This window comes from Mesorhizobium sp. B2-2-3 (assembly GCF_006442405.1).
Taxonomy (GTDB): domain Bacteria; phylum Pseudomonadota; class Alphaproteobacteria; order Rhizobiales; family Rhizobiaceae; genus Mesorhizobium.
On record NZ_VFWC01000001.1, the window covers coordinates 475,646 to 500,096 of the forward strand.

Consider the following 24,451-nt stretch of genomic DNA (forward strand, 5'->3'; position numbering starts at 1 on the left):
TGTACGTTTTCAGATCATGAATTGCCTGTCAACGCGTTAGATCGTACATTGTTTATCGAAACTTTGCGTGTTAATCGGAAAGGGTGTGTATTAATTCAGGGGAGCCGGCCTTGGCCGAACCAAACGATTTCAAAGCCAAGCCACCGGTGGGGATTGACCCCATAGGAGCGTCCAGCGAGGGCGCCTCGCTTTATGAGCTGATCAGGGAAGACATCATCGAGGGACGGCTTGCCGCCAACGAACGGCTCGTGGTCACTGATCTCGCCCGGCGCCACGGCACCTCGACCAACCCCGTGCGCGAAGCCTTGCAGCTGTTGCGCGGCGAAGGCTTTGTCACCTTTCTCCCCAACCGCGGAGCGCGCGTCCGGCCTATCGATCAGGAGTTTGTCCGCGACATTTATGAGATCGGCGTTCTGATCGAGCCGGCCCTGACGCGATGGTTTGTGAATATGGCCACCGGCGAGGACATCGCCGAACTCCAACGTCTCCAGGACCTGATTGAAGAGAACAACTTCGCCGATACGTTCAGGCACAGCGAGCTGGATACCGCCTTCCACACCGTGATGTACCAGCGGCATTACAACCGCCATGCCGCCGAGCTTTGGTGGAAGCATCGTGAAGTGCTGCGAGCCGTGAGCCGGCGTTTCAATTTCACGCTTGCCCGGCGTGCCGCGATCATTCGCGAGCACCGCGAGCTCATCGCGTTCGTAAAAGCCGGAGACGCCGACAAGGCGGCCGAACTCGTTGCTCGCCATGTCGAGGGCTCCGGCCGGCACATCCTCGAACATATGCGTGCGCGCAACGCCGCTCGGGCCGGATAGAATGCCCGTTCCAGAACATCGCTAGCCCGACGATCAGACAGAGGTAGCTGACATGAAAATTACGAGCATTCGGCCGTGGCTGATCAAGTCCGATGCGTCCTATTGGGGAGAGTACCTGTTCGTCGAAGTGACGACCGACGAGGGGGTGAGCGGCTGGGGAGAGATCACGACCACCACCAAGCTCGCCAACCGCGCGCTCTGCACGATCCTGCGGCAGATCGGCGCCGCCGTGACCGGCGAGGACCCGGCCCGGATCGAGCATCTCTGGCACAAGATTTTCCGCAGCTTCACCTATATGGGCAGCCGCGGCGCCGCGGTCGAATGCGTGAGCGCCATCGACATAGCTCTCTGGGACATCCGGGGCAAAGTTTTGGGCAAGCCGATCTACGAGCTGCTGGGCGGGCCGGTGCGCGATGAAATCGCGCTCTACACCCATCCCAACCAGTCCAAATTTACCAGCAAGGAGGCGGTGGTCCGCGAAATTCGGGACATCGTCGAGTCCGGACACACTGCGCTCAAGTTTGATCCTTTCCCGCATCAGGGACGTGGCGCCGATGGCGTGTCGCGCGAACAGCGGGACGGCTACCTCGATGGCAGCATGACTCGCAAGGACGAGCGCGAAGCGGCCGAACTCACGGCTCTGATCCGCGAAACGGCGGGCCCTGATGTCGATATCCTCATCGATGCGCACGGCCGTTTCGACGTTCCGACCGCCATTCGCCTCTGCCGAAGCCTCGAGGAAGCCGGCCAGATCGACTGGTTCGAGGAGCCTTGCCCGCCCGAGAGCCTCAATGCCCTCAAGCAGGTGCGTGAGAAGGTCAGCGCCGCCATCTCGTGGGGCGAACGCGGCCACACCAAGTGGGACTTCGTGCCGGTGCTCGAAAACAAGCTCGCTGACTACATCATGCCTGACGTCACCTGGACCGGCGGCATTACCGAACTCAAGAAGATCTCTGCCCTGTGCGAAGCCTACTACGTCCCGGTCTCGCCGCATGACGCCGCGGGGCCGATCAACGTGGTGGCGGGGGCGCAGGTGATGATGACAGTTCCTAACTTCTACAAGCTCGAGACGTCGGAGTGGAACCTGGGTAAATACGATCATCTCATCGACACACCGCTCGACGTTTCGAACGGCAGCCTGAAACTGACGTCGAAGCCCGGTCTCGGCATCGAGATGGACCGCGAGTACCTGCAAGCCCACGAGATTGAGCTGGGCTGACGCATGTCGCCTCATGTCGGGGCTGCATGCCGCCGAAAAGCCCGCCTACCAAAACGAGGATAAGTGATGCCCAAGACCGGTGGAGCCGACGAAGCCCTTGATCGGGTGAACATGAACTCCAAGCCGTCCGATCTTCGCATCACCGACATGCGGGTGGCTGAAATCGTCGGCGCACCGTTCACAACGGCGCTGCTCAAGATCTACACCAACCAGGGCATCGTCGGGCTTGGCGAGGTGCGCGACGGGGCCAGCGCCACCTACGCGCTGATGCTGAAGAGCCGGTTGCTTGGCGAGAATCCCTGCAACATCGATCGCCTGTTTCGCCGGATCAAGCAGTTCGGCGGGCACGGCCGGCAAGGCGGCGGCGTCTCGGCGGTCGAAATCGCGCTGTGGGATCTCGCCGGCAAGGCCTATGGCGTTCCGATCTACCAGATGCTCGGCGGCCGGTTTCGGGAGAAGGTGCGCCTCTATTGCGATACCGATGCAACCGTGCCGAGCGGCACAGAGACCGGCAAACGTCTCAAGCAGCGCATGGAGCTCGGCTTCACCTTCCTCAAGATGGATCTGGGGCTGATGCAGATCGCGGATGTGCCCGGCGCGGTCGTGTCTCCTGCCGGCTCACTGGAAGGCTATCGCGTTCATCCTGCCCGCGGCCCACTCAAGGCCGTTGATGAGCGGCGCGCCCGCAACGCGGCCTACGACCTGCATAATGTCGCCCACCCGTTTACCGGCCTCCACTTTTCCGACAAGGGCCTCGACCTGCTCGAGCAGTACATTGCCGAGGTTCGCGAGGTCATCGGCATGGAGATCCCGCTCGCGATTGACCACGTCGGCCACATCTCGTTGCAGAACGGCATTCGGCTCGCCAGGCGAATTGAAAAATACGTGCCGGCCTGGCTTGAGGACGTGATTCCCTGGCAATACACCGAGCAGTACCGGCAGTTGCAGGACGCCACCACGGTGCCCATCTGCACCGGCGAGGACATTTACCTCAAGGAGGGGTTCGAGCCTCTGCTCAAGAGCGGTGGCCTCTCCATTGTCCACCCGGACCTGCTCACCAGCGGGGGCATCCTGGAGACCAAGAAGATCGGCGACATGGCGCAGGATCACGGCGTCGCCATGGCCATCCACATGGCCGAAAGTCCAATCGCCGCGATGGCCGCGGCCCATGTCGCCACCGCGACCGAGAACTTCATGGCGCTCGAATATCACTCCGCCGATGTCGACTGGTGGGACGATATCGTCACCGGCCTTCCCAAGCCGCTCGTGCAGGACGGGTTCATCACTGTTCCGGACAAGCCGGGTCTGGGGATCGACGACGTCGTAGATGAGGTGATCTCGCAGCATCTGCAGCCGGGTGTCACCGGCATCTGGCAATCCACCGAGCATTGGGACAATGAATATAGCTGGGACCGGACCTGGAGTTAGCCCAGACCCCCAGCCCTCATTCTCAAGCTCACAGGGCCAACGACCGACCATTCGTGTCGCCCTCTCCGAGGGAGAGGCGAAGAAAGAGACGGACGAAACCATGATCTACGAACTGCGTATCTATGACTGCCTGCCGGGCAGGCTGCCGGCTTTGCTCAAGCGCTTTTCCGACCAGACGCTGGCCATCTGGGAGAGGCATGGCATCCGCCAAGCCGGGTTTTTCACCACGGCGATCGGCGAAAACAGCAATCGCCTTACCTATTTCCTCGCCTGGGAATCGCTGGCCGAGCGTGAGGCGAAATGGGCGGCTTTCGTCACCGATCCGGCATGGCACAGGGCCCGGGACGAGTCTGAGCGTGACGGGCAGATCGTTGCCAATATCGCCAGCCAGCTGCTCACACCGACAGCTTTCTCGTCTGTGAAATAGGACTGTGCCATGAAGATCACCGACCTGCGCTGCGCCGTCATCGGGCGGCATCCCATCGTTCGCGTCGTCACTGACGAGGGCCTCCATGGCCTTGGCGAGGTCGAGTTCACAAAGACCTATCTCAAGCCCTTTGTGCTGCATTTCCGCGAGGCGCTGATCGGCGAGGATCCGACCGACGTCGAGCGGGTGATGCTGAAGATCCGCCAGCGAGGTTCGTTCAAGCCCTATGGCGCCGCCGTCTCCGCGATCGAGCATGCGCTGTGGGACATTGCCGGCAAGTCCGCTGGCGTGCCGGCCTACAAACTGCTCGGCGGCAAGGTGCGCGACAAGGTGCGCGTCTATAACGGCTCGATCCGCCGGAAACGCGCGGGCGACCGGCCGGAGGATTATGCGGCCGACGTCAAATGGATGATGGAGCAGCCGCAGAACTTCTTCATGGTCAAGCAAGGAATCTCGTTCCACTCGAACATGAAGGACAGCATCGAGGACTTCCATTATGGCGTGACGCAGAAGAAGGCCGGCTATCACGGTGCCATGGATCAGGGCGTGATCAGCGAGCGCGGTTTCAACCACATGCTCGACTGCGTGATCGCCATGAAGGAAGTGCTGGGCGACAAGGTCAGCCTGGCGCTCGACTGCGGCCCGGGCTGGATGCTGCCCGATGCGATCAAGTTCGCTCGCGCGGTGGAGAAGTACAATTTGATGTGGCTCGAGGACATGCTGACCGGCGACTATGTGCCGTGGGTCAATCCGCAGGCCTATCGGGAGCTGACAACCTCCACCTCGACGCCGATCCATACCGGCGAGCAGATCTACTTGCGGCACAATTTCAAGGATCTGATCGAGACGCAGGCCGTGCGCGTCATCGGCCCCGATCCTGCCGATATCGGCGGTATTGCCGAACTCAAATGGGTCGCCGAGCACGCCTATATGCACTCCATCCTGATGGCGCCGCACGGCACCGCCAACGGCCTGCTGGGCCTCGGCGCCCTGATCAACGTTTGCGCCACCTTGCCCGCCAACTACATTGCCTTCGAATATCCGAGCGCCTCTGACCCCTGGTGGGAGGATCTCGTGATCGGCCTGCCGTCGCAGATCGTGAAGGACAGCATGGTGGACCTGCTGGAAGCGCCGGGACTGGGCCTCGATATCGACGCCGAAGCAGCCAGGAAGTATCTCAGGGAAGAGGATACGGGCTTCTTTGATTGAAGCCCTCTTCTTTCGCCACCGGAACCACGCCGACCGCGCCGCTACATTCTCATCGGTATCCATTGTCAGACGCCTGTTGATGTGATCCACAGCTTGGGTCAAAGTCGGTTGGTCTGAACTGGACCTTCAAAGGCGGTGGCGTTGAAGCGGACTGGCAAAAACATCGTTGTCTGCTGCGATGGAACGGGAAACCAGATCGAGCGCAATCTCTCGAATGTCTTGAAGTTGTTCCGCATCCTGAAGAAGAATGAGGAGCAGCGCGTCTATTATGACGCCGGCATAGGAACCATCGGTGCCAGCGATGCCTGGACGCGATGGCGCCAGAACGCGAAATCCGTGTTCGAGCTCGCAACTGGATATGGTCTCGACGCCGAAATCGCCGGCGCCTACGCCTTCATCTGCAGGCACTACGTCGAAGGGGACGCAATCTTCCTCTTTGGCTTCAGCCGCGGAGCCTATACAGCCCGCGCCGTTGCGGGCTTGATCCACATGATCGGCCTGCTGCATCCGGACCAACTCAACATCGTCGAGTATGCCGTAAGCTCTTACAAGCAAGCCAGCGATGAGCACGACCTTAGCGTTGCCTGGCACTTTTCCAAGATTTCAGGAGCCCGGGACGCGCGCATCAAGTTTCTTGGTGTCTGGGACACCGTAGCGTCGATCATCGTGCCGCGAAGCGACCGGCTTCTGCCACAGCTCCTCACACTGCCGCATACGAGGACCAACCCGAGCGTCGAAGTCTTTCGACATGCAATTGCGATCGATGAGCATCGTCGCATGTTCCGGCTGAACCGGTGGGTCGAGCCGCAGCCATTCGTCGAAAATCCTTTCGACAAGATTGCGCCGGCAAAAGAGCAGGATATCAGGCAAGTCTGGTTCGCCGGATCTCATTCGGATATCGGCGGTGGCTATCCTGAAGAGGACAGCGCCATATCCAAATTTCCGCTCGACTGGATGATTGATCAGGCCAAAGCATTTGGATTGCAGACCAATTCCCGCATGCTGGAGCGGCTTGTCTTCGGGGAAGGGAAGGGCGAGGGGACGATGACGTTCGTCAGCCCCGATCCGTTGGGGATCGTGCATGATTCAATGGCCGTGGGCTGGAAGCCGCTCGAGTGGATTCCAAAATCGGTTAAATGGCGTGAATGGAAGCGAAAATCGATCCTCGGCTTCTACCTACCGCAAGCCGAGCCGCGCATGATCGAGCGACAGGAACGGCGGCCGCTGGTCCATCAGTCGGTTCTGGATCGGAAGGCGGCGATCCCGGCCTATAAGCCCGAGAATTTTCCAACGGCATTCAATGTTGAACCCTATGGTGACCTCATGAAGGATCACCTGGCCAACGAAGCCGCTACCTAGCGCAGACACCGAGCGGGCCAGCAGGTCTGTGACGGCAGAGAATTTCGGGTGGGTCGGTCCTACTTCGGCAGTCAACGCGTGGAACGCGCGCGTTTCGTCGGGTCATGGAACTCTGCTGCTTTCAACGCCGGTTCAACGAGACGGCAATGATGATGATAGCGCCCTTGATCACCTCCTGGATGCTGGTCGAAAGACCGAGCACGAGAAGACCGAATCCGAGAATTCCTATGAAGATTGCGCCGACGACAGAACCGACGATCGATCCATAGCCGCCGAAGAGACTTGTCCCGCCTATGATCACGGCCGCGATGACGTCGAGTTCGAGACCCGCCCCCAGGCTGGGATTGCCGGCGGTGGAGCGGGCCGCGAGCATCATCCCTGCAAGGGATGCCATCATGCCGGACAGCACAAAGGCGAAAATTTTGACGCTGTCCGTCCGCACCCCGGAAAAGCGGGCGGCTACAGGGTTTCCACCAGTCGCATAAACACGCCTGCCGAAGGGCATCTGGTGCAGAAGATAATAGCCGACGGAAGTTAGGACGATTGTCCACCAGATTGGCGCCTGCACGCCCAGAAAACTACCGTTCCAGAACAGGTTCGAGAAATCATCGTCGACGATCGACACTGGCCGGGTGCCGGTGATCGTCAGCGCCAGTCCGGAAAAGATCGACAGCATGCCAAGGGTCACAAGAAACGATGGAATGCGTATTTTTGTAACAAGGATGCCGGAGGTGGCCCCGATCGCTGCGCCGGCTGCCAGCACCAGAAGAGCTGCGACGTAGGTGGGAACATCCTGGCCGAGCAGCAGCGCTCCGATCATCCCCGAAAAACTTGCAACCGATCCTACCGACAGGTCGATTTCGCCGCAGATGATGACGAATGTCATGCCGATCGCCATTGCCGAAACGATGGCCGTGATGCGCAGAACCGCGCTTGCGGTCGACACAGACGCGAAGTGTGGAGCAAACAGGACGAAGTAGAGGGTTATCGCCAGGAAGATCACATAGGTGATGTGATCGCGGAAAAAATTTATCGCATTTGCGTGCGAGGGCATAGGGGACGGTTTCATGCTGCAACTCCCTGGGCGCGCGCACTGGCTTGTCTGGCCGCCTCGGCCTGCAGCAACGCGCGAAGTTTTGTCTCGTCGTCCGCGCGATCGATGCTGCGCGTGATCCGCCCTTGCGCCATCACCAGAATGCGATCGGACAAATCCAGGAGTTCTTCGAGTTCCGAAGAAATGAGCAGCACGGCGACGCCTTCGCCGGCCGTGCGGCGCACAAGTTCGCGCATATCGCGCTTGGCATTGATGTCGACGCCGGAGGTTGGTTCGTCGAGGATCAACAGCTTCGGCTTCATGGCCAGCCATTTGGCGAAGACGATCTTCTGCTGATTGCCGCCCGAAAGCTCCTGGGCTTTCTGTAAGGGACCGCGGCACAGGATACTGAGATCGTCCCGGTATTGTCTGAACAGAGCCGTTATCCGGGCCTTCGCCATCGGCCCGAACGGACCCGCCAGCGAGAACTCGGAAAGGCGGGGAAGTGCGAGGTTCTCCTCGATCGAACGTCCACCCACAAGACCTTCGAGCCGACGGTCTTCGGGGACAAGCGCGATACCGGCAGCGATGGCCCTGCTGACACTGCCCGGCTGGACGGGGTCGCTCCCGACGGCGATGTGGCCGGTTACATCCGGAAGGATGCCGAACAAAGCCTTGCCCAGGGTCGAGCGGCCACTGCCGACAAGCCCGGCAAGGCCGACGATCTCGCCCGGGCCGATCGAGAACGACACGCCGGACAGTTTGCGCGAGGTGGCAAGGTCACGGACCTCAAGAGCCGGCGTCCCGGCGGGCGTTGCAGGCTGCCGATTTGCTGGCGCGGCTGCGGCGGGGGAAGGCGTTTGGACCTTGGGCCGGGACATCAACGCCGCGATATCCTCGATGGACGTCTTCTCCGGATCGAGCGGACCGACCAGACGTCCATCCTTGATGATCGAGATGCGATCCGAAAGCTGCAGCACATCGGCCATGCGATGGCTGATGTAGACGATACCGATTCCGTTCTGCTTGAGCTGACCGATTGTCCGAAAAAGCGTTTCCTCCTCATGGATGGTCAGGGACGAAGTCGGCTCGTCCATTACGAGCAGCTTGGCGCCCCGCGAGATCGCTTTGAGAATCTCGACCATCTGGCGCTGAGCGAACGCCAGGTCGCCCACACGTGCCGAAGCATCGAGCGAGAAGGCATATCGCTCGATCAGAGCCCGGGCCTCGCGCAGCATTTTTCTGGCATCGACACGTCGGCCGAAGGCGAGCGGCTCGCGAAGGATAAACAGGTTTTCGGCAACCGAACGATTCGGCAACACGCTCAGCTCCTGGAAGATCATTGCGATTCCGCGATCGATCCTCTCTCGAAGCGACAGGGCGGTGACATCCTCGCCGTCGAACAGAATCCGGCCTTCGTCCGTCCGATACGCGCCCATGAGGATCTTCATGAGCGTCGACTTGCCCGCACCGTTTTCGCCGAGCAGTGCATGCGTTTCGCCGGCCTTGACCTCGAACGAAATGTCCGACAGCACGCGGTTCGCGCCAAACGACTTGCCGATGCGTTGCATCGTTACGATAGGGCGCTGGGACGTTGGAGTTTTCGCTTCGGCCATGACGATTTTCTCGATCGCTCGGGGAGCGCCGGCGGACTGCTGCGGCCCGCCGGCGAAAGAAGGAGCTAGAGCAATTCCAAGAAAAGTGTGTACGGTTTTCCGTCCGGAATTGCGCAAAAACAAAGAGATAGAGCGGTTCGCCGTTTCCGTGAAACGGTGAACTGCTCTAGAAGCACTCGCCGTTGCAGATTTTCACCACCGAAGCCGGCGCATCTTCCTTGGTGACCTGCTTGAGGGCACTGAGAAGGTCGAGCTTCTTGACGCGCAACGTCGGTACCGAAATATACGGCGGGACGTCATGTCCAAGCAGAGCAAGCGCGGCCGCCTTGGCCTCCGCGACGCCCTGGTCATAGGGGCGTTGCGCACCCACGGCCAGAAACTCGCCACGTGCAACGTTCAGCGCGCTGTCTGCGGCAATGTCATTCGTGGTGATGACGATGTCGCGGCCGAGTGTCTTGGTCGCTGCCACGACCTGCTGCGCGGGCGTGTCCCAGGCAACGAAAATGCCCTTCATGTCGGGATGCGCCGTCAACATGGCTGTGGCGACCTCGTAGGCCTTCTCAGGCGCGGTGAAGGTACCGACGTCCGCGACCTTGATGTCGGGGTGTTCGCCGAATGCCTTGAGTGCGCCGACCTTGCGGGCCGCGACAGAGTAGTAATAGTCATAGACCAGCGTGATGATGCCGACCTCGCCCTTGCCGCCAATGGCCCCGACAAGTTCCTGCGCGGCGAAATAGGCGTTCTTCTCATTGTCGGAAGCGACAACGGACACATAGTCCTTGCCCGGCGCCATATCGACCGGAACGTTGTCCATGAAAACCAGCTTGATGCCGGCTGCCGCCGCCTTCTTGTAGGCTTCGGATTCGGACTTCGGATCGATCGGGATCGAGAAGATCACATCCGGCTTGCGTGCGATCATCTGCTCGAGATCACTGATCTGCTGGCCGGGCTGGAACTTGGCGTCGGTGGTTCCGACAACCTCGATGCCAAAATCCTTGAGCGTGTTCGAGATCCCGGCCACCTGCAATTGGGGCCAGCCGGCATCCATGGTGTGCATCACCAGCCCGGCGGTGAACTTTCCGGCCTTCAGCTTTGCAAGGTCGGCATCGGAGAATTTCAGCACGTCTGGCGACACCGCCGGTGGACCGTCCGGGAAGCCCGGAACGGGTTGGCCTCTCGGCGATAGGGGCAGCGGCTCAAGCAGCGCCTTTGCTTCCGGTGGAATGGTGTCGTCGGCGATCGCCGAAGATGCGGCCAGTCCTGACAGTGCCACGGCCAAAGCCGCCGCCATGAATCCACGATAGTGCATTTTATTCCTCCCGATGAGATGAAACGGCCATTTTGGCCGGGTAGCGACCTGGCTGGTCGTACTGTCTGGGCGCTGTTCAGCGCCCGTAAGGCATCAATGCCGCCGTGGCGGCACCCGAGTAATTCACGTAGACCGTCTTCTTGCGCATGTAGCTCTCGAGCCCGTGTACGCCGTCATCGCCGCCCAATCCGCTCTCGCGGAAGCCGACATGGAAGCCCTGCAGCATTTCTGGCCCGATCCGGTTCACATAGATTTCGCCAAACGAAACCTCGTTGACGGCGTTCATGACGCGACCCAGATCGTTGGTGAAAAGATAGGCCGACAGGCCATAGCGACTGGCATTGGTGATGCTGACTGCCTCCTCGAAGGTGTCGAAGGGCATGATCGGCACGACCGGGCCGAAGATTTCCCGCGTCATGATCGGCATGTCGGGCGTCACGTCGGTCAATACGGTCGGATTGAGCCAGTAGCCGCCGTCGATCGGCGCCTTGGCCGGGCGTCCGCCGGCCAGAGCCAGCTTCGCGCCGCCCGCGACGGCTTCCGCCAGGACCACCTCGACCTTTTCCAATTCCTCACGACTGACTTTGGGACCGATATCGGTATTCGCCTGCATCGGATCACCGACGACCAGCGACTTCGAGAACTCCACGAAGCGCGTGACGAACTGATCGTAAATCGAACGGTGAACGAGCGTGCGTTCGTTGCATATGCAGACCTGCCCGCAATTCATGTAGCGCGAAGTGGCCGCCGACCGCACCGCCAGCTCGAGATCGGCATCGGCCAGGACGATGAAGGGGGCCTTGCCGCCAAGCTCCAGCGAAACGGGCGTCAGGTTGCGCGAGGCATTCGCCATGATGCGCTTGCCGGTCGGCACGCTTCCGGTCATGGTGATGAGGTCGACGCCGGGTTCCGTGCACAGCACCTCGCCTATGGTTTCGCCTCGTCCTGTTATGATGTTGACCACGCCGTCCGGCACGCCCGCTTCCACAAAGATGCGAGCCATTTCGAGCGCCGAAAGCGGCGTGTCTTCATGCGGTTTGAGGACGATGGTGTCGCCGGCGATCATGGCGGGCGCCACCTTTCGGCTGACCAGGGCGCTCGGATAATTCCAGGGAATGATGGCGGCGACGACGCCTACGGGTACGCGCTGGATCCAGACCTGCTCTCCCGCATAGTCGGATGGCAGGATCTCACCTTGAATGCGGCGGGCAAACTCGGCGTAGTAGTCGAAGAACTCGGCCGCACCGCCGACTTCACCCATGGCCTCATTGATCGGCTTGCCTTGTTCCCTGACGACCACCTCGGCCAGATGTCGGGCGTTCTGCCGGATCAAGACCGCGATCCGCTTCATGATCGCCGCACGGGCGAGGGGTGATTTGAGCCCCCAGGCTTTCTGCGCCTTACGGGCTGCCTCTATCGCCTGGCGAGCCTGATCCGGACTTGCCTCGGGCACGTCGACAAAAGCCTTGCCGTTGGCCGGGTTGATCACCGGGCGCGTGCCGGCTTCGCCGGTGACAAATCTGCCGTCGATCAGCATGAGATGGGACGTCTCTACAGCCATGGTTCGATCCGCTTCTTCGTGCGTTGCAGGCGTGCCGGCGCCTAAGGTTTGGATTTTGCCGCGGCCATCTGGACGGCGAACTCGATCGCCTCGACCAGGCTGTCCTCGTTGGCGATGCCCTTGCCGGCGATGTCGAAGGCCGTGCCGTGGTCGACGGAGGTACGAATGATCGGAAGGCCGAGCGTCACATTGACACCGGAGAGCGCTTTCCATTCACCGGTCGCGGGATCGACATTGAAGCCGAGCAGCTTCACCGGAACATGGCCCTGATCGTGATACATCGCGACCACCGCATCATACTGACGCGCACGTAGCTTGACGAAGACCGTGTCGCCCGGAACAGGTCCAACCACGGTGAAATCGGGCGATGTGTAAGAGGCGACGACCGGGGTCGTGATGTCGATATCCTCACGACCGAAAATGCCGCCTTCGCCAGCGTGCGGGTTGAGCGCGGCAATCGCAATGCGCGGATGCGCAATGCCGAGGCCCTGCAATGCCTCGACAGTCAACTTGATAACCCGGCGCAAACGAGGTCCGGTCAGTTTCGAGGGAACTTGAGCCAGCGCCACATGGGTCGAGACATGGCTGACGCGAAAGTCGCCATGGGCAAGCATCATCACGGAATCGCGGGCGCCCGTCAGTTCTGCCAGCATGTCGGTATGGCCGGCATAGTGATAGCCGGCCAGGTTGAGCGCTTCCTTGTTGAGGGGGGCCGTAACGATACCCGCAATCGAGCCGGCCTGGGCCAGGCGAACAGCCTTTTCGATGGCCAGGTAGGCAAGGCGCCCGCCTTCGGCCGACATGACGCCTGTCTCTACGGGTGTCCGCTCTGGTCCGGCCTCAAGAATGGCCACGGGCGGAAAAGGTCTGGCGGCCGAAGCCGACGGTTCTTCCCGCTCGATACGTCCTGAAATGGACTCCATCGCGCGCATCGCGGTGGCGCTGCCGATGATGAGAAGCGACAGTGACCCGTCGGCCAGGCGCGGTTTCAGCCGTGCGCATGCCTTCGCGATGATCTCGGGGCCGATGCCCGCGGGATCACCCATAGTGATGCCGAGCCTTGGACCAGACATAAACACCCCATATCGGTCAATTGTGATCATCTTCTAATCCTTCGGGCCAGATATGCGCAATAGTTTTCTTTCGCGATCATTTACAATCAAATCTCACAGGCTGAATCGGGCTTGCGTCTCTCCCTCTGCGGCTGAAATCTCGACCACACTCGGCTTCGCAGTGCTTTTTGACGCTATTTGACCGGCAGGCGGATGTCCCGCGTCTTCGCCGGCGATCGTCCTGATCAGGAACGCGCGAGAGCGGCAAGCCTGCAGAGCAGGGCGCTGTCGCCGAACGCGCCCGATTTCGAAATCGTGGCCAGCCCCTCGAAAACGCCGCCTTTGATGACGGAAACCGGCAGCCCCGGCTCGATCTCGCTTTCGACCGTGAGTTCGACGGCGCCTAGGCTGTCGCACACCGACCGCAATGTTTCGCCGCCAGTGACGAGCAACGTGCCGGGCTTCGGCAAATCTTCGAGAAGCGAGGCAAACACCTTGCCGATATGATCCGCCACCGCGTGGCGATCACCCGATGCAGCGACGCTGACAATCGAAGGCGCGCCTTGCATCATCCGCTCCGCCAAGCGCTTTCTCGCTTTGTCGATGTCGCGTTCGATAACGATATGCGCATCCGCATGCCGGGCGGCAAAGACGGCCACCTGTCCCGCAGTGATCTCGTGATTTGTGCCGACAAGGCCAAGGAACGGCCCGGACAACGCAAGAGCAGGCTTCTGCGGGGCTTTCATGTGCCGAGCGAGTGCCGCCGCCAGGCCGCCTGTACCGACCCACAAGGTCCGTGCCTCCGACATTCCGGCCGTTGCGACGATCTTGTCCAGGTCCGTGTCCGTTTCGGCGTCGTAGAGGGTGATGAAATGGACCGGTCGTGCCCTCGGTGTTGAACGCCCGACCGAAAAGCGCTGGCCGAGGTCGGCGAGGAGGTCGGGACCAACCATTTCAGGCCGATCGAGCCGCCATTGGCGCCCGGCGCGCGTAACACGCCCTTGAAATGGGAAAGCAGGCGCCAGCACAACGCGCTGGTACGTCCCCTCGACGATGCAGGCTTCTATTTCGGCGATGACGTGACCGCGCAAAAGGCTGTCGATCTTCTTGAAACTCAGCTGTCCGGCGGCGAGCCATGGCGCGAGCGCCTGGTGCCTGGCGACGGCCGTGGCCTCGGCGCCCTCTCGTGTGGCGACATCGACAGCCATGCGCTCCGAAAACGGACCGTCCAGTCGCCAGCTCACCCCAATGCCGTGGCCGGGCGATGCGAAGGAAACCGCGCTGTCCAGGGCGCCGGTCAGGTCATCGGCTACGACCCGGATATCCACGCCCTCAAGAGCGCTCAACTGAAGAACCTGGACGGCTGACGCGCACGACGCGGACGTTCACATCGAGCGTCCGAAGATTGGTGAGGTGAGCTTGATCGATGCCCTCGTCGGTAATGATCTGGTGGATATCGGCCAGACGGCAGATGGTGCAGAAATTGGGGGCAGTGAACTTCGAATTGTCCGCAAGCACGACGACACGGCGCGCCGCCGCGATCATCGCCTGCTTCATCGCCGCAACCTCTAGCGAGGTCTCCGTGAGCATGTCTCCGGTGATGGCATGGGTCCCAAGAATGGCCACATCGGCGTGGATGGTTCGCAGGAAATTCTCGCCGGGCTGGCCGACCAGGGTCAGTGAGCCCGGCTTGCAGGTGCCTCCAAGCATGACGAGACGTACTTCCGGCACGGCTGCAAGTATCTGCGCGATCGCAAGACTGTTGGTAACGGCGGTAAGCGGAATAGGCGTCGCGGCGATGGCGCGGGCGACTTCCAGCACGGTCGTGCTTGCGTCGAAAATGACGCTTTGGCCGGCGCGGAGTTCCGACATCATGGCGGCACCGATGGCCTCTTTCTCTGCCCTGGCGAAATGCGCCGCGGTGGCGAGATCCGGCTCGAAGGTGGCGAGTTCCGTGCGCTGAAGCATCGCCCCGCCATGCGTTCGCTCCAGTGCTCCCTGCCGTTCAAGCGTCTCGAGATCGCGCCGGATCGTCGAAGGCGATGCGCCGATGAGATCGATGAGCTCCTGAACGCCTACGGCTCCTTGCCGTTTAAGGCATTCGAGGATGAAGGCATGACGCTTGGCCGGAATCAAGTCGACCCGTCCGCGCCCGCCATCGTCTTCCCATGACCCGGCGGACGCCGAGGGCGTCATGTCCTCCACCGCTGATTTTCGGACATTCCTTGCCACGTTTGTATCTCCGCACCGTGCCGCAAACGCTCGCCTGAATCACGCGAGCGATGTCCCGCAAATATCACGAATCCATCCAGCGAGCCCAATCGTTTGTCATTTTTGGTGGGCGATTTCCCACCGTTTTGGCTTCGTTAGAATTATTTTGACTGATTTTTGACCGCCGGCGTTAATCGAATGACGTCAGTCTTCGTCAATAAAAGTTGAAAACGAGCAGTTTTCGTCAAAAAGATGAAAATGGAGTCAGTGACGCAAGGTCCCCTGTAGGCTTCCGTCGCGGACGGAGTTGGAGGAACACTGTCTTGCTAGTCAAGCCTGAAATCGGCCATCGTGGGCGTCGCTGCCGCGGCCTCGGATGTCAAGCGCCCCGCAGGGAAGGCAAGATGATAGGCGCTAAGGCGAGGAATCCCGACGCCAAGCTCCTCCGGCTCGAAGCCAAATTTAACGAACTCATCGAAAAGGTGGGGCGATCGCCGAAGGCCTTGCCATTTGGCAGGATCGGAAGCCGCCATTCAAATGGCGCTGCAGGCATCGCCAGATCGGCTCGGTGATAGACATGGCCAAGTTCCGCCCGGCGGCTTGGCGGCGGTTAAGAATTTCGACGCCGAGGCGAAGGGCGGCGAACGGAAATTGTCAAACCGGTCTGAGAAAAGCGTCAAACTCTGGAATTCGCCGCTATGACGCGATCCTAAAAAGACTTGAATATCAAAGGTATAAGGATGGTGCCCAGAGGCGGATTCGAACCACCGACACGCGGATTTTCAGTCCGCTGCTCTACCAACTGAGCTATCTGGGCCTGTTCCGGCTAACGAAAACTCGCGCTCCGGATTTCATGGAAGCGCCGTGGGCGTCCCTTGAAAGCGCGTGGGTTATAGCATGGGAATCCGGCCTGTCCAGCGCCCAGATGTGGATTTCCGGCAGGAAAAGAAGTGCCGCCCGATGCGCTGGTTTCCGCGCCACGCCGCCGCTATCTGGCGCCCGCCAATCCCTTGCGAAAATCCGTAGGTGTCATGCCGGCGAGCTTCCGGAACGACTTGTTGAAGGCGCTGAGCGAACCGAAGCCCGAATCCATCGCGACCCTGAGCACATTGGCATCCTGGTGCATGAGCAGCGCCTGCGCATAGCTCAGCCGCAACAGGTTGACATATTCGTTGAGTGTCATGCCGGTCGATTTCTTGAAGATGCTCATGGCGTATTTGGGATGGAGGTCGGCGGCCGCCGCTATGTTCATGCAATCGATGTCGTAGAGGAAATTCTCGGCGATGAAATCGCACATGCGCCCGACATTGCGCGACGACTGCTGGTCGAACGGACTGCCCGCTTCCTGTCCGGCCGCATTTTCCGGCACCAGCCTGTAGGGCTCGAACCGTACCCGCTCCAGCCGCAGCAACAGTTCGTTGACGGCGTGCTCCGCCCTGGCCGGGTCGCCGGAGCGGGCGTAGCGGTTCCAGCGGTCGAAATTATCGTTGTCGGACTGATCGGTGGCGCTGGTCACCAGCGTGGCACCCGTCATCAGCCGGTGACGTATGTCAGCCGGCAGATGCAGCCGGAAGAAATGCACCAGCGGCAGATGCGCGCCGGCATAGATGGCGTCGTCGCTCAAATCGTCCATCTGGTGCGGCAGTCCGCCCCAGAACAGGCACATCTCACCGGCCGAAAGCGAGATTTCGTGGTCGTTCATGCGGTAATGCACGCTGCCGCGCACGATGAAGTTTACCTCGACCTGCGCATGCCAGTGCGGTTTGAGCATCACCAGGGGTGCGGTGTGGAACATCTGCAACAGCAGCGGCATTCCTTCCACGCTGCTGGCGCCAGGCTGGTAAAACGGCCGGTCCGGCATCTTACTTTCCGCCAATTTCGTATTCCCTTTGTCGGGGACAAGCCTTCCGCGCCGCATAGTCTAGCCCGGCTCGCAGAGAGAGCAAATGAAATGGGAGGATTTCAATGCGCATCACACTGTCCTGCGCCGCGCTCGCGCTTGCCTTGGGCTCAGCCCCGGCCTTCGCGCAATCGGGCGAAATCACCATCTGGAGCTGGAACATCGCCGCCTCGTCGCTGAAGGCGACGATTGCCGGGTTCAACAAGCTGCATCCTGACATCAAGGTCACCGTCCAGGATCTCGGCAACCAGCCGACCTATGACAAATCGATCGCCGGATGCGCCGCCGGTGGCGTCGGCCTGCCTGATGTCGTTACCATCGAGAACGGCGAGGCCGAGAATTACTGGAGCCAATTTCCCGATTGCTTTGTCGACCTGCACACGCTGGGCTACAGCGCCGAGGACCAGGCGAAATTCCCCGATTTCAAGCGCACCGAGCTCGAGGTCGGCGACAAGGCCTATGCGATGCCGTGGGATTCCGGCCCGGTCGCCGCCTTCTACCGCCGCGACTTCTACCAAAAGGCCGGCGTCGATCCGGCGTCGATCAAGACCTGGGACGATTTCATTGCCGCCGGCAAGAAGATCCAGGCCGCCAATCCCGGCGTCACCATGACCAACGCCGACTTCAACGGCGACACCGAATTCTTCCGCATGATCTCCAATGAACAGGGCTGCGGCTATTTCTCCGAGGATGGCCAGTCGATCACGGTGAACCAGCCGAAATGCATCGATACGCTGGCCAAGATCAAGGAGATGAAGGACGCCGGCATCATCTCCTCGGCCGACTGGGGCACCAAGATCACCAACAACACCGCCGGCACCGTCGCTACCCAGGTCTATGGCGGCTGGTATGAAGGCACAATCCGCACCGAATCGGCCGGCGAAAACGGCAAATGGGGCGTCTACCTGATGCCGAGCCTTACCGCCGACAGGCCACGCGCCGCCAATCTCGGCGGGTCGTCGCTGGCCATCACTTCCGGGTCGAAGAACAAGGAAGCGGCTTACGAGTACCTGAAATACACGCTCGAAACCAATGAGGGCCAGATCACCATGCTGAAGGAGTTCGGCCTCGTTCCCTCGCTGGTGTCGGCGCTGAACGACCCCTACGTGTCTGAAGGCCTGCCCTATTGGGGCGGCCAGGCGGTGTGGAAGGACATCCTCGCCACTCTGCCCAAGATCGTCCCCAGCCGCGGCACGCAGTTCCAGAGCGATGCCGAAATCATCATGCGCGCGGTGCAGACCAAATATCTCGCCGGCGGCTATCCCGACGCCAAGGCAGCCCTCGACGATGCCGCCAGCCAGATCGCGGCGGCGACCGGGCTGCCGGTCAAGTCATAACTTCCCAGACGTGGTCCGGGCAGGCATGCGCCGCCCGGACCCGACCTCGGCCCGCGGGGCTTCCTCGCGGGACGTGTGAAATGTCGCATGTCCCGACTAACCGGTTGCCGCTGCGCGCGGGACCACAGCTTGAAACGCCGACGAGAGGAGGAGGAGCACGATGCGCAACCGCAACGCCACGGCCTATCGTTTCCTCGCGCCCTATTTGCTGATCTTCTCCGTCTTCTGGGTATGGCCGATCATCTCTTCGTTCCTGATCTCGTTCCAGGCGACGCGCACCGTGCCCTGGCGCTTTGCGCCCGGCTTCAACTGGGGCCGGCTGATCGGCGATCCGGCCTTCTTCAATGCCTTGAAGAACACGCTGCTCATCCTCGTCATCCAGGTGCCGGTGATGATCGCGCTGGCGATGGTGATGGCCGTGCTTTTGAATTCGCCGCTCCTGAAGGCGAGAGGACTTTACCGCTTCGCCTTCTTCGCTCCCGTGGTGGTCGGCGAGGTCGCCTATTCCGCGGTGTTCCGGCTGATGTTCAACCTCGATTTCGGCATCATCAACAAGCTCCTGAACAGCGTTGGGCTGCCCAAGATCGACTGGTTCTCCAATGTCACGCCGGCCATGGCGCTGATCATGATCGCGGTCACCTGGCGCTGGGCCGGCTACAACGCCATCATCCTTCTGGCCGGCATGCAGTCCATCCCCGAGGACGTCTACGAGGCGGCGACGCTCGACCGGGTCAGCAAGCTCAAGCAGTTCTTCTTCATCACCTTGCCGCTGTTGAAGCCGGTCATCGTGTTCTGCACCGTGCTGTCGATCATCGGCACCATGCAGCTGTTCACCGAGCCGTTCCTGATCACCGAACGCGGCGGGCCGGGCGGCGGCACCGAGACGCTCGGCCTGCTGCTCTATCGCCAGGGCTTCCGGTCGCTCAATTTCGGCTACGCCTCGGCCGTCGCCTACACCATGGCGGGGCTGGCGATCGCCATCACGCTGGTGCAACTGTGGCTGACGAGGGAACCGAAATGAGCTCGCTCGCCTCGGCCAGGCTGAAGCGCAGCCTCTTGCTGCATCTTTTCCTCACGCCACTGGCGCTGATCTGGCTGTTTCCGCTATGGATGATGGTCGTGTTCTCGACCATGCCGGACAACGGCATCTTCAGCCCCGGCATCGAGTTGCTGCCGCACGGCAATTTCGTGGACAATTTCAACAACCTGCAGCGCGACACCGACTTTGTCGGTGCGATTTTCATCTCCGTCTCGGTGGCGGTCACCTACACTTTTCTGTCGGTGCTGCTGACGTCGATGGCCGGCTGGGCGCTGGCGCGCTACCGGTTCGTCGGCAAGGGCTTGGTCGTCGCCATCATCCTGGGCACCATCACGCTCCCCTATGCGGTGGTGCTGATCCCGCAATTCATCATGGTGGCGCGCGATTTCAAGCTCGCCAACACCTGGGTGGCGTTGATCGTGCCGCCGCTGTTCAATTCGCTGGGCGTCCTGTTCATGCGCCAGAGCTTTTCCATGATGCCCGATGACCTGTTCGACGCCGCCCGCGTCGAAGGCGTGAAGGAGTGGCGCATCTTCGTCTTCATCGCGCTGCCGCTGGCGCGGCCGATGCTGGCCGCCCTTTGCATCATCCTGTTCCTGGCGTCCTGGAACAATTATCTCTGGCCGCTTTTGATCAACAGCCAGCCCGGCGCGATGACCGCACCGGTGGCGCTCGGCACGCTGATCGGCCTCACCAAAGTGTCGTGGGGCGGCATCATGGCGGGCGCGGTAATGCTGACGGTGCCGATGCTGATCGTGTTCGTGCTGCTGCAACGCCATTTCATTGCCGGCATCGCCGCCGGCGCGGTCAAGTAAGGGTAGGCATGGCAACCGTCACGCTCACGAATGTCGTCAAGCGCTTCGGCGTTTTCGAGGTCGTCCATGGCGCCAACATCGACATCAGGGATGGCGAGTTCGTCGTCTTCGTCGGCCCGTCTGGCTGCGGCAAGTCCACGCTGCTCAGGATGATCGCCGGGCTGGAGGATATCAGCGATGGCGAGATCGCCATCGGCGGCAAGGTGGTCAACGATGTCGAGCCGGCCGACCGCGGCATCGCCATGGTGTTCCAGTCCTACGCGCTCTACCCGCATATGAACGTGGAGCAGAATCTCTCCTTCGGCCTGCGTATGACCGGCAATCCGAAGGCCGACACCGACCGCAGGGTGAAACGGGCGGCCGAGATCCTGCGCATCAGCGAATTGATGGAGCGCCGTCCGAAGAAACTCTCCGGCGGCCAGCGCCAGCGCGTTGCCATCGGCCGCGCCATCGTGCGCGAGCCGCAGGTGTTCCTGTTCGACGAGCCGCTGTCCAACCTCGACGCCGAACTGCGCGTCCAGATGCGGGTCGAGATCTCGCGCCTGCACAAGGAGCTTGGCACTACCATGATCTATGTCACGCACGACCAGACCGAGGCGATGACGCTCGCCGACCGGATCGTCGTGCTGCGCGGCGGCCATGTCGAGCAGATCGGCCGCCCGCTCGATCTTTATGACAATCCCGACAATCAGTTCGTGGCCGGTTTCGTCGGCTCGCCGAAGATGAATTTCATCAAGGGCCGCGTGGTCGGCTGCGATGCGCGCGGGGTCGTGGTGGAACTCGCTGGCCAGGAGAAGACCCGCATCACGCAGCCGCTGACGGGCGCCGCGTCCGCAATCGGCAGCAAGGTCATCGTTGGCGTGCGGCCCGAACATTTTGGCAGCGCCGGAGAAGGCGACGCCGATCTTGCCGTCACCATCGATGTGGTCGAGCACCTGGGCGGCACGAGCTTCCTCTACGCCAGAACGGCCAATGGCGAGGACGTGGTGATCCAGCGTGACGCGGCCAAGGTCCCCGACACATCGGAGATCACCGTATCCATCCGCAAATCCTATCTGTTCGACGAAAAAGGGCTGCGGCTGCGCTGATCGGCTGCCTTTTCCCATCCCGCAAGGAGAATGACAATGACTGCAACCACGCCCATCCGCTGGGGCATTCTCGGCCCGGGCAGCATCGCCAAGGCTTTCGCCGGCGGCGTCGCCGGCTCCCGCAACGGAAAGCTGGTCGCCATCGGTGCGCGCGATCCGGGCAAGCCGGGCCTGGCCGAGAATTTTCCCAGCGCCCGCATTCTCGACGGCTACGAAGCATTGCTCACTGACGCGGAAATCGACGCGATCTACATCTCGGTCCCGCACCCCGGCCATGCGCAATGGGCGATCCGGGCGGCGGAAGCGGGAAAGCATGTGCTGTGCGAAAAGCCGCTGGCGCTGACCGCCTTCGAGGCCGACGCCATGATGCATGCGGCGCGCAAGGCCGGCACCTTCCTCGGCGAGGCCTTCATGTACCGGCTGCACCCGCAGACGCTGAAGCTGGTGGAACTGATCAAATCCGGCGTCATCGGCGAGATCAGGATGATCAAGTCGAGCTTCGGTTTTGCCATGCCTGATTTTATGCCGCAGCACCGGCTTTATGCCAACGACCTCGCCGGCGGCGGCATCCTGGACGTCGGCGGCTATCCCGTCTCGATGGCGCGGCTGATTGCCGGCGCCGCGGCCGGCAAGCCGTTCCTCGAGCCGGACAAGGTGACCGGCGTTGCCCATCTTGGCCAGTCCGGCGTCGACGAATGGGCGTCCGCGCTGCTGCATTTTCCAGGTGGCATCCTCGCCGAGGTCTCCTGCAGCATCTCGCTCAACCAGGACAATGTGCTCAGGATTTTCGGTACCAGGGGCCGCATCGAAGTGCCGGATTTCTGGTTCGCCGGCGGCGACCGCGATGTCGGCCTCGGCCGGATCGATGTGATCGGCGCGGACGGCGTGCGCGAAACCATCAGCGTGAACGAAAAGCGTCACGTCTATTCCTTCGAAGTCGACGCCGCCGGGGACGCCATCCTTGCCGGCCGGCAGGAGTTCGCCTGGCCGGGCATGGCCTGGGCCGACAGCCTCGGCACCTTGCGCGTGCTCGACAGATGGCGCGCGGCTGTGGGGTTGGAGTACGAGATCGAAAAGGCCTCGCGGCGCACCAACACAATCGCCGGCCGGCCCTTGCGATCCGGCGGCACGGCGATCGCCAAACGCGCCATTCCGGGTCTGTCGAAGCCGGCCTCGATCGTGGCGCTCGGTTTCGAGGATTTCCGCACCTTCTCCTCGGGTTCGATCCTGCTCGATGCCTTCTTCGAGGCAGGCGGCAATCTGTTCGACACCGGCTATGTCTATGGCGGCGGCTACACCGAGACGCTGCTTGGGCAATGGCTGAAGAACCGTGGCGTTCGCGAGCAGTCGGTGGTCATCGCCAAGGGGGCACATTCGCCGCTTTGCTATCCCGACGTGATCGGCAAGCAGCTCGTCCAGTCGCTCGACCGTCTGCAGACCGACCATGTCGATATCTATTTCATGCATCGCGACAATCCGGACGTGCCCGTCGGAGAATTCGTCGATGCGATGGACCGCGAGGTCAAGGCAGGCCGCATCCGTGGCCCGTTCGGCGGCTCGAACTGGACGATGCAGCGCATGGACGAGGCGATCGCCTATGCCGAGCGCACCGGCAAGCAAAAGCCCGGCGCGCTCTCCAACAACTTCTCGCTGGCTGAAATGCTGGAGCCGATCTGGGCCGGTTGCGTGACCTCCTCCACCGATGACTGGAAGGCCTGGCTGACCGCCCGGCAGATGCCGAATTTCGCCTGGTCGAGCCAAGGGCGCGGCTTCTTCACCGAACGCGCCGGGCGCGACCGGCGCGACAATGAAGAACTGGTGCGGGTCTGGTACTCGGAGCGCAATTTCGGCCGCCGCGACCGGGCGATCGAACTTGCCGCGCGGCTGGGCAAGAGCCCGATCCATATTGCGCTCGCCTATGTGCTCAACCAGCCTTTCCCCTCGGTGCCGTTGATCGGCCCGCGCACGCTGGGCGAACTGGACGACAGCTTGCGCGCCCTCGACATCGCGCTTTCACCTGCCGATCTCCAATGGCTGGACGGCGGCAGCCGGCAAGCGGCGTAGTGCATGTCATGCAAGGCTGCGCTGGACGGCGACGGGGTCAGGTCTCGTCGTCGGACACCCTGATGTCGCGCCTGGCCGGAACCCTCATGCTGGCATACATGCCGGTGGTGCGGAACTGGCCCGGGCTAATGCCGTAACAGCGGCGGAAGACCTTCGAGAAATAGTTCGCGTCCTCGAAGCCGCACAGGATGGCGACTTCTTTCACGGGCAGGAAGTCAGCCTTGGTCAAAAGCTTGGCGGCGCGTTGCAGCCGCTGCTGCAGTACGAACTCCGCGGGCGGGATGCCTTCGCTCTCGGCGAAGCAGCGCGAGAAGTGCGCCCGGCTGAGGCCGCTGATCTGGACGAGGTCCGCTACCGGCAGCGGCCTGTCGAGATTGGCGTTGATGTGGTCGATGACCGGCTGCATGGCGCTCTGCTTCTCCGCAAAGGCGTGCGAGCCGAAGACATCGTCGTAGAGCGCCATCGCCGCCTCATAGGCGATCGCTGAAGCCGCCCCCGGCGCAGCGGCCCCGTTGATGAGACGCAGGCTGCAATCGGCGAGATGATCGATCGTCTCCGGCTGCAGCCGGAACACCGGACCCGAGACGTCGAGGATCGATTTGTGGATGCGCAGCGCCTCCTCGCCATTCATCGAGATCCAGAAATATTCCCAGCGCTCGTCCTTGGCCAGCCAGTAGCGGTGGTTGTGCGGCACCAGCACCAGCAGCGTGTCGTTCTGCTGCAGGCGATAGTCGCGGTTCTCATAGCGAAGCCGGCCGCTTCCGTTGATCGTGTGCTGGAGCACGGTGAATGGCGTCTGGCCGCGCTTGCGCCCGTCCCAATCATAGATTTCGCCTTCGCGCACTTCGTAGCCGGTGCTCGTCGGCATGGCATGCAGGCGCTGGCGACCGCGCGGCAGCGAGATCGTGCGCATCGACTGTCCGTTGGCGATCAGATCCCGCAGCACAAAATTACCCTTGAAAG

Annotated in this window: 20 protein-coding genes and 1 tRNA gene; 11 read left to right on the forward strand and 10 right to left on the reverse strand. The window is 61.6% G+C overall.

Features of this window, described 5'->3' with window-relative positions; translation table 11 throughout:
* Positions 1 to 110 precede the first annotated feature (110 nt).
* The 6 genes from FJ951_RS02190 to FJ951_RS02215 all read left to right on the forward strand — a co-directional run bounded on the left by FJ951_RS02190 (position 111) and on the right by FJ951_RS02215 (position 6,463).
* Complete coding sequence (locus tag FJ951_RS02190) at positions 111 to 821, forward strand: GntR family transcriptional regulator (RefSeq protein ID WP_140496537.1); 711 nt, start codon at positions 111 to 113, stop codon at positions 819 to 821.
* Positions 822 to 873: 52 nt separating this feature from the next.
* Positions 874 to 2,040, forward strand: a complete 1,167-nt coding sequence (locus FJ951_RS02195; RefSeq protein ID WP_140513313.1) for a mandelate racemase/muconate lactonizing enzyme family protein — start codon at positions 874 to 876, stop codon at positions 2,038 to 2,040.
* Positions 2,041 to 2,106: 66 nt separating this feature from the next.
* Positions 2,107 to 3,468 (forward strand): mandelate racemase/muconate lactonizing enzyme family protein, encoded by a 1,362-nt coding sequence (locus FJ951_RS02200; protein ID WP_140513314.1) that lies wholly within the window; start codon positions 2,107 to 2,109, stop codon positions 3,466 to 3,468.
* 100 nt (positions 3,469 to 3,568) lie between these two features.
* A complete protein-coding gene (locus FJ951_RS02205) occupies positions 3,569 to 3,895 on the forward strand; it encodes an NIPSNAP family protein (protein WP_140496531.1) in 327 nt (108 codons plus the stop codon).
* A gap of 9 nt (positions 3,896 to 3,904) precedes the next feature.
* The gene (locus FJ951_RS02210) at positions 3,905 to 5,104 is read left to right on the forward strand and encodes a mandelate racemase/muconate lactonizing enzyme family protein (protein WP_140513316.1); all 1,200 of its coding nucleotides are present in this window, start codon (positions 3,905 to 3,907) and stop codon (positions 5,102 to 5,104) included.
* A gap of 141 nt (positions 5,105 to 5,245) precedes the next feature.
* The gene (locus tag FJ951_RS02215) at positions 5,246 to 6,463 is read left to right on the forward strand and encodes a DUF2235 domain-containing protein (RefSeq protein ID WP_140513318.1); all 1,218 of its coding nucleotides are present in this window, start codon (positions 5,246 to 5,248) and stop codon (positions 6,461 to 6,463) included.
* A 121-nt stretch (positions 6,464 to 6,584) separates the two neighbouring features.
* On the opposite strand, the gene FJ951_RS02220 is transcribed toward FJ951_RS02215, so the two are convergent.
* The 9 genes from FJ951_RS02220 to FJ951_RS02260 form a co-directional block, all read right to left on the reverse strand.
* Entirely contained in the window at positions 6,585 to 7,466 is an 882-nt protein-coding gene (locus FJ951_RS02220; protein WP_181165435.1) for an ABC transporter permease, read from the reverse strand.
* Between the two features lie 62 nt (positions 7,467 to 7,528).
* Entirely contained in the window at positions 7,529 to 9,112 is a 1,584-nt protein-coding gene (locus FJ951_RS02225; RefSeq protein ID WP_140513320.1) for a sugar ABC transporter ATP-binding protein, read from the reverse strand.
* 166 nt (positions 9,113 to 9,278) lie between these two features.
* Positions 9,279 to 10,421 carry a substrate-binding domain-containing protein gene (locus FJ951_RS02230; RefSeq protein ID WP_140513321.1) on the reverse strand — a complete coding sequence of 381 codons (1,143 nt, stop codon included), beginning with the start codon at positions 10,419 to 10,421 and terminating at the stop codon, positions 9,279 to 9,281.
* Positions 10,422 to 10,497: 76 nt separating this feature from the next.
* Positions 10,498 to 11,982, reverse strand: a complete 1,485-nt coding sequence (gene aldA / locus FJ951_RS02235; protein WP_140513323.1) for an aldehyde dehydrogenase — start codon at positions 11,980 to 11,982, stop codon at positions 10,498 to 10,500.
* A 41-nt stretch (positions 11,983 to 12,023) separates the two neighbouring features.
* Positions 12,024 to 13,055 carry a 4-hydroxythreonine-4-phosphate dehydrogenase PdxA gene (pdxA, locus tag FJ951_RS02240; protein WP_140513561.1) on the reverse strand — a complete coding sequence of 344 codons (1,032 nt, stop codon included), beginning with the start codon at positions 13,053 to 13,055 and terminating at the stop codon, positions 12,024 to 12,026.
* 224 nt (positions 13,056 to 13,279) lie between these two features.
* Positions 13,280 to 14,380: a four-carbon acid sugar kinase family protein gene (locus FJ951_RS02245; protein WP_140513325.1), complete on the reverse strand. Its 1,101-nt coding sequence runs from the start codon at positions 14,378 to 14,380 to the stop codon at positions 13,280 to 13,282.
* Positions 14,367 to 15,266 carry a DeoR/GlpR family DNA-binding transcription regulator gene (locus FJ951_RS02250; protein ID WP_348642785.1) on the reverse strand — a complete coding sequence of 300 codons (900 nt, stop codon included), beginning with the start codon at positions 15,264 to 15,266 and terminating at the stop codon, positions 14,367 to 14,369. The genes FJ951_RS02245 and FJ951_RS02250 overlap by 14 nt, the downstream gene beginning before the upstream one ends.
* Positions 15,267 to 15,986: 720 nt before the next feature.
* Positions 15,987 to 16,062 (reverse strand) — tRNA-Phe (locus tag FJ951_RS02255).
* 171 nt (positions 16,063 to 16,233) lie between these two features.
* Complete coding sequence (locus tag FJ951_RS02260; RefSeq protein WP_140501013.1) at positions 16,234 to 17,106, reverse strand: helix-turn-helix domain-containing protein; 873 nt, start codon at positions 17,104 to 17,106, stop codon at positions 16,234 to 16,236.
* A gap of 104 nt (positions 17,107 to 17,210) precedes the next feature.
* On the opposite strand from FJ951_RS02260, the gene FJ951_RS02265 reads away from it, so the two are divergent.
* From FJ951_RS02265 to FJ951_RS02285, 5 genes are all read left to right on the forward strand, one after another.
* The gene (locus FJ951_RS02265; protein WP_140513327.1) at positions 17,211 to 18,482 is read left to right on the forward strand and encodes an extracellular solute-binding protein; all 1,272 of its coding nucleotides are present in this window, start codon (positions 17,211 to 17,213) and stop codon (positions 18,480 to 18,482) included.
* A 160-nt stretch (positions 18,483 to 18,642) separates the two neighbouring features.
* Entirely contained in the window at positions 18,643 to 19,503 is an 861-nt protein-coding gene (locus FJ951_RS02270) for a sugar ABC transporter permease (protein WP_140501017.1), read from the forward strand.
* Positions 19,500 to 20,336, forward strand: a complete 837-nt coding sequence (locus FJ951_RS02275) for a carbohydrate ABC transporter permease (protein WP_140513329.1) — start codon at positions 19,500 to 19,502, stop codon at positions 20,334 to 20,336. The genes FJ951_RS02270 and FJ951_RS02275 overlap by 4 nt, the downstream gene beginning before the upstream one ends.
* An 8-nt stretch (positions 20,337 to 20,344) precedes the next feature.
* Positions 20,345 to 21,424 carry a sn-glycerol-3-phosphate ABC transporter ATP-binding protein UgpC gene (gene ugpC / locus FJ951_RS02280; protein WP_140513331.1) on the forward strand — a complete coding sequence of 360 codons (1,080 nt, stop codon included), beginning with the start codon at positions 20,345 to 20,347 and terminating at the stop codon, positions 21,422 to 21,424.
* Positions 21,425 to 21,460: 36 nt separating this feature from the next.
* Entirely contained in the window at positions 21,461 to 23,488 is a 2,028-nt protein-coding gene (locus FJ951_RS02285) for an aldo/keto reductase (protein WP_140513333.1), read from the forward strand.
* Between the two features lie 37 nt (positions 23,489 to 23,525).
* Here the strand turns inward: FJ951_RS02285 and FJ951_RS02290 are convergent, their stop codons facing one another.
* Positions 23,526 to 24,401 (reverse strand): AraC family transcriptional regulator, encoded by an 876-nt coding sequence (locus FJ951_RS02290; RefSeq protein WP_140501110.1) that lies wholly within the window; start codon positions 24,399 to 24,401, stop codon positions 23,526 to 23,528.
* Positions 24,402 to 24,451: the final 50 nt, after the last annotated feature.

Excerpts from the sequence above, each read along its gene's own strand:
- FJ951_RS02230 (WP_140513321.1), bottom strand. The coding sequence starts at position 10,421 with ATGCACTATCGTGGATTCATGGCGGCGGCTTTGGCCGTGGCACTGTCA.
- FJ951_RS02200 (WP_140513314.1), top strand. The coding sequence starts at position 2,107 with ATGCCCAAGACCGGTGGAGCCGACGAAGCCCTTGATCGGGTGAACATG.
- FJ951_RS02270 (WP_140501017.1), top strand. The coding sequence starts at position 18,643 with ATGCGCAACCGCAACGCCACGGCCTATCGTTTCCTCGCGCCCTATTTG.
- FJ951_RS02275 (WP_140513329.1), top strand. The coding sequence starts at position 19,500 with ATGAGCTCGCTCGCCTCGGCCAGGCTGAAGCGCAGCCTCTTGCTGCAT.
- FJ951_RS02225 (WP_140513320.1), bottom strand. The coding sequence starts at position 9,112 with ATGGCCGAAGCGAAAACTCCAACGTCCCAGCGCCCTATCGTAACGATG.
- ugpC (WP_140513331.1), top strand. The coding sequence starts at position 20,345 with ATGGCAACCGTCACGCTCACGAATGTCGTCAAGCGCTTCGGCGTTTTC.
- pdxA (WP_140513561.1), bottom strand. The coding sequence starts at position 13,055 with ATGTCTGGTCCAAGGCTCGGCATCACTATGGGTGATCCCGCGGGCATC.
- FJ951_RS02260 (WP_140501013.1), bottom strand. The coding sequence starts at position 17,106 with ATGCCGGACCGGCCGTTTTACCAGCCTGGCGCCAGCAGCGTGGAAGGA.
- FJ951_RS02290 (WP_140501110.1), bottom strand. The coding sequence starts at position 24,401 with ATGCGCACGATCTCGCTGCCGCGCGGTCGCCAGCGCCTGCATGCCATG.
- FJ951_RS02195 (WP_140513313.1), top strand. The coding sequence starts at position 874 with ATGAAAATTACGAGCATTCGGCCGTGGCTGATCAAGTCCGATGCGTCC.
- FJ951_RS02210 (WP_140513316.1), top strand. The coding sequence starts at position 3,905 with ATGAAGATCACCGACCTGCGCTGCGCCGTCATCGGGCGGCATCCCATC.
- FJ951_RS02285 (WP_140513333.1), top strand. The coding sequence starts at position 21,461 with ATGACTGCAACCACGCCCATCCGCTGGGGCATTCTCGGCCCGGGCAGC.
- aldA (WP_140513323.1), bottom strand. The coding sequence starts at position 11,982 with ATGGCTGTAGAGACGTCCCATCTCATGCTGATCGACGGCAGATTTGTC.
- FJ951_RS02265 (WP_140513327.1), top strand. The coding sequence starts at position 17,211 with ATGCGCATCACACTGTCCTGCGCCGCGCTCGCGCTTGCCTTGGGCTCA.
- FJ951_RS02205 (WP_140496531.1), top strand. The coding sequence starts at position 3,569 with ATGATCTACGAACTGCGTATCTATGACTGCCTGCCGGGCAGGCTGCCG.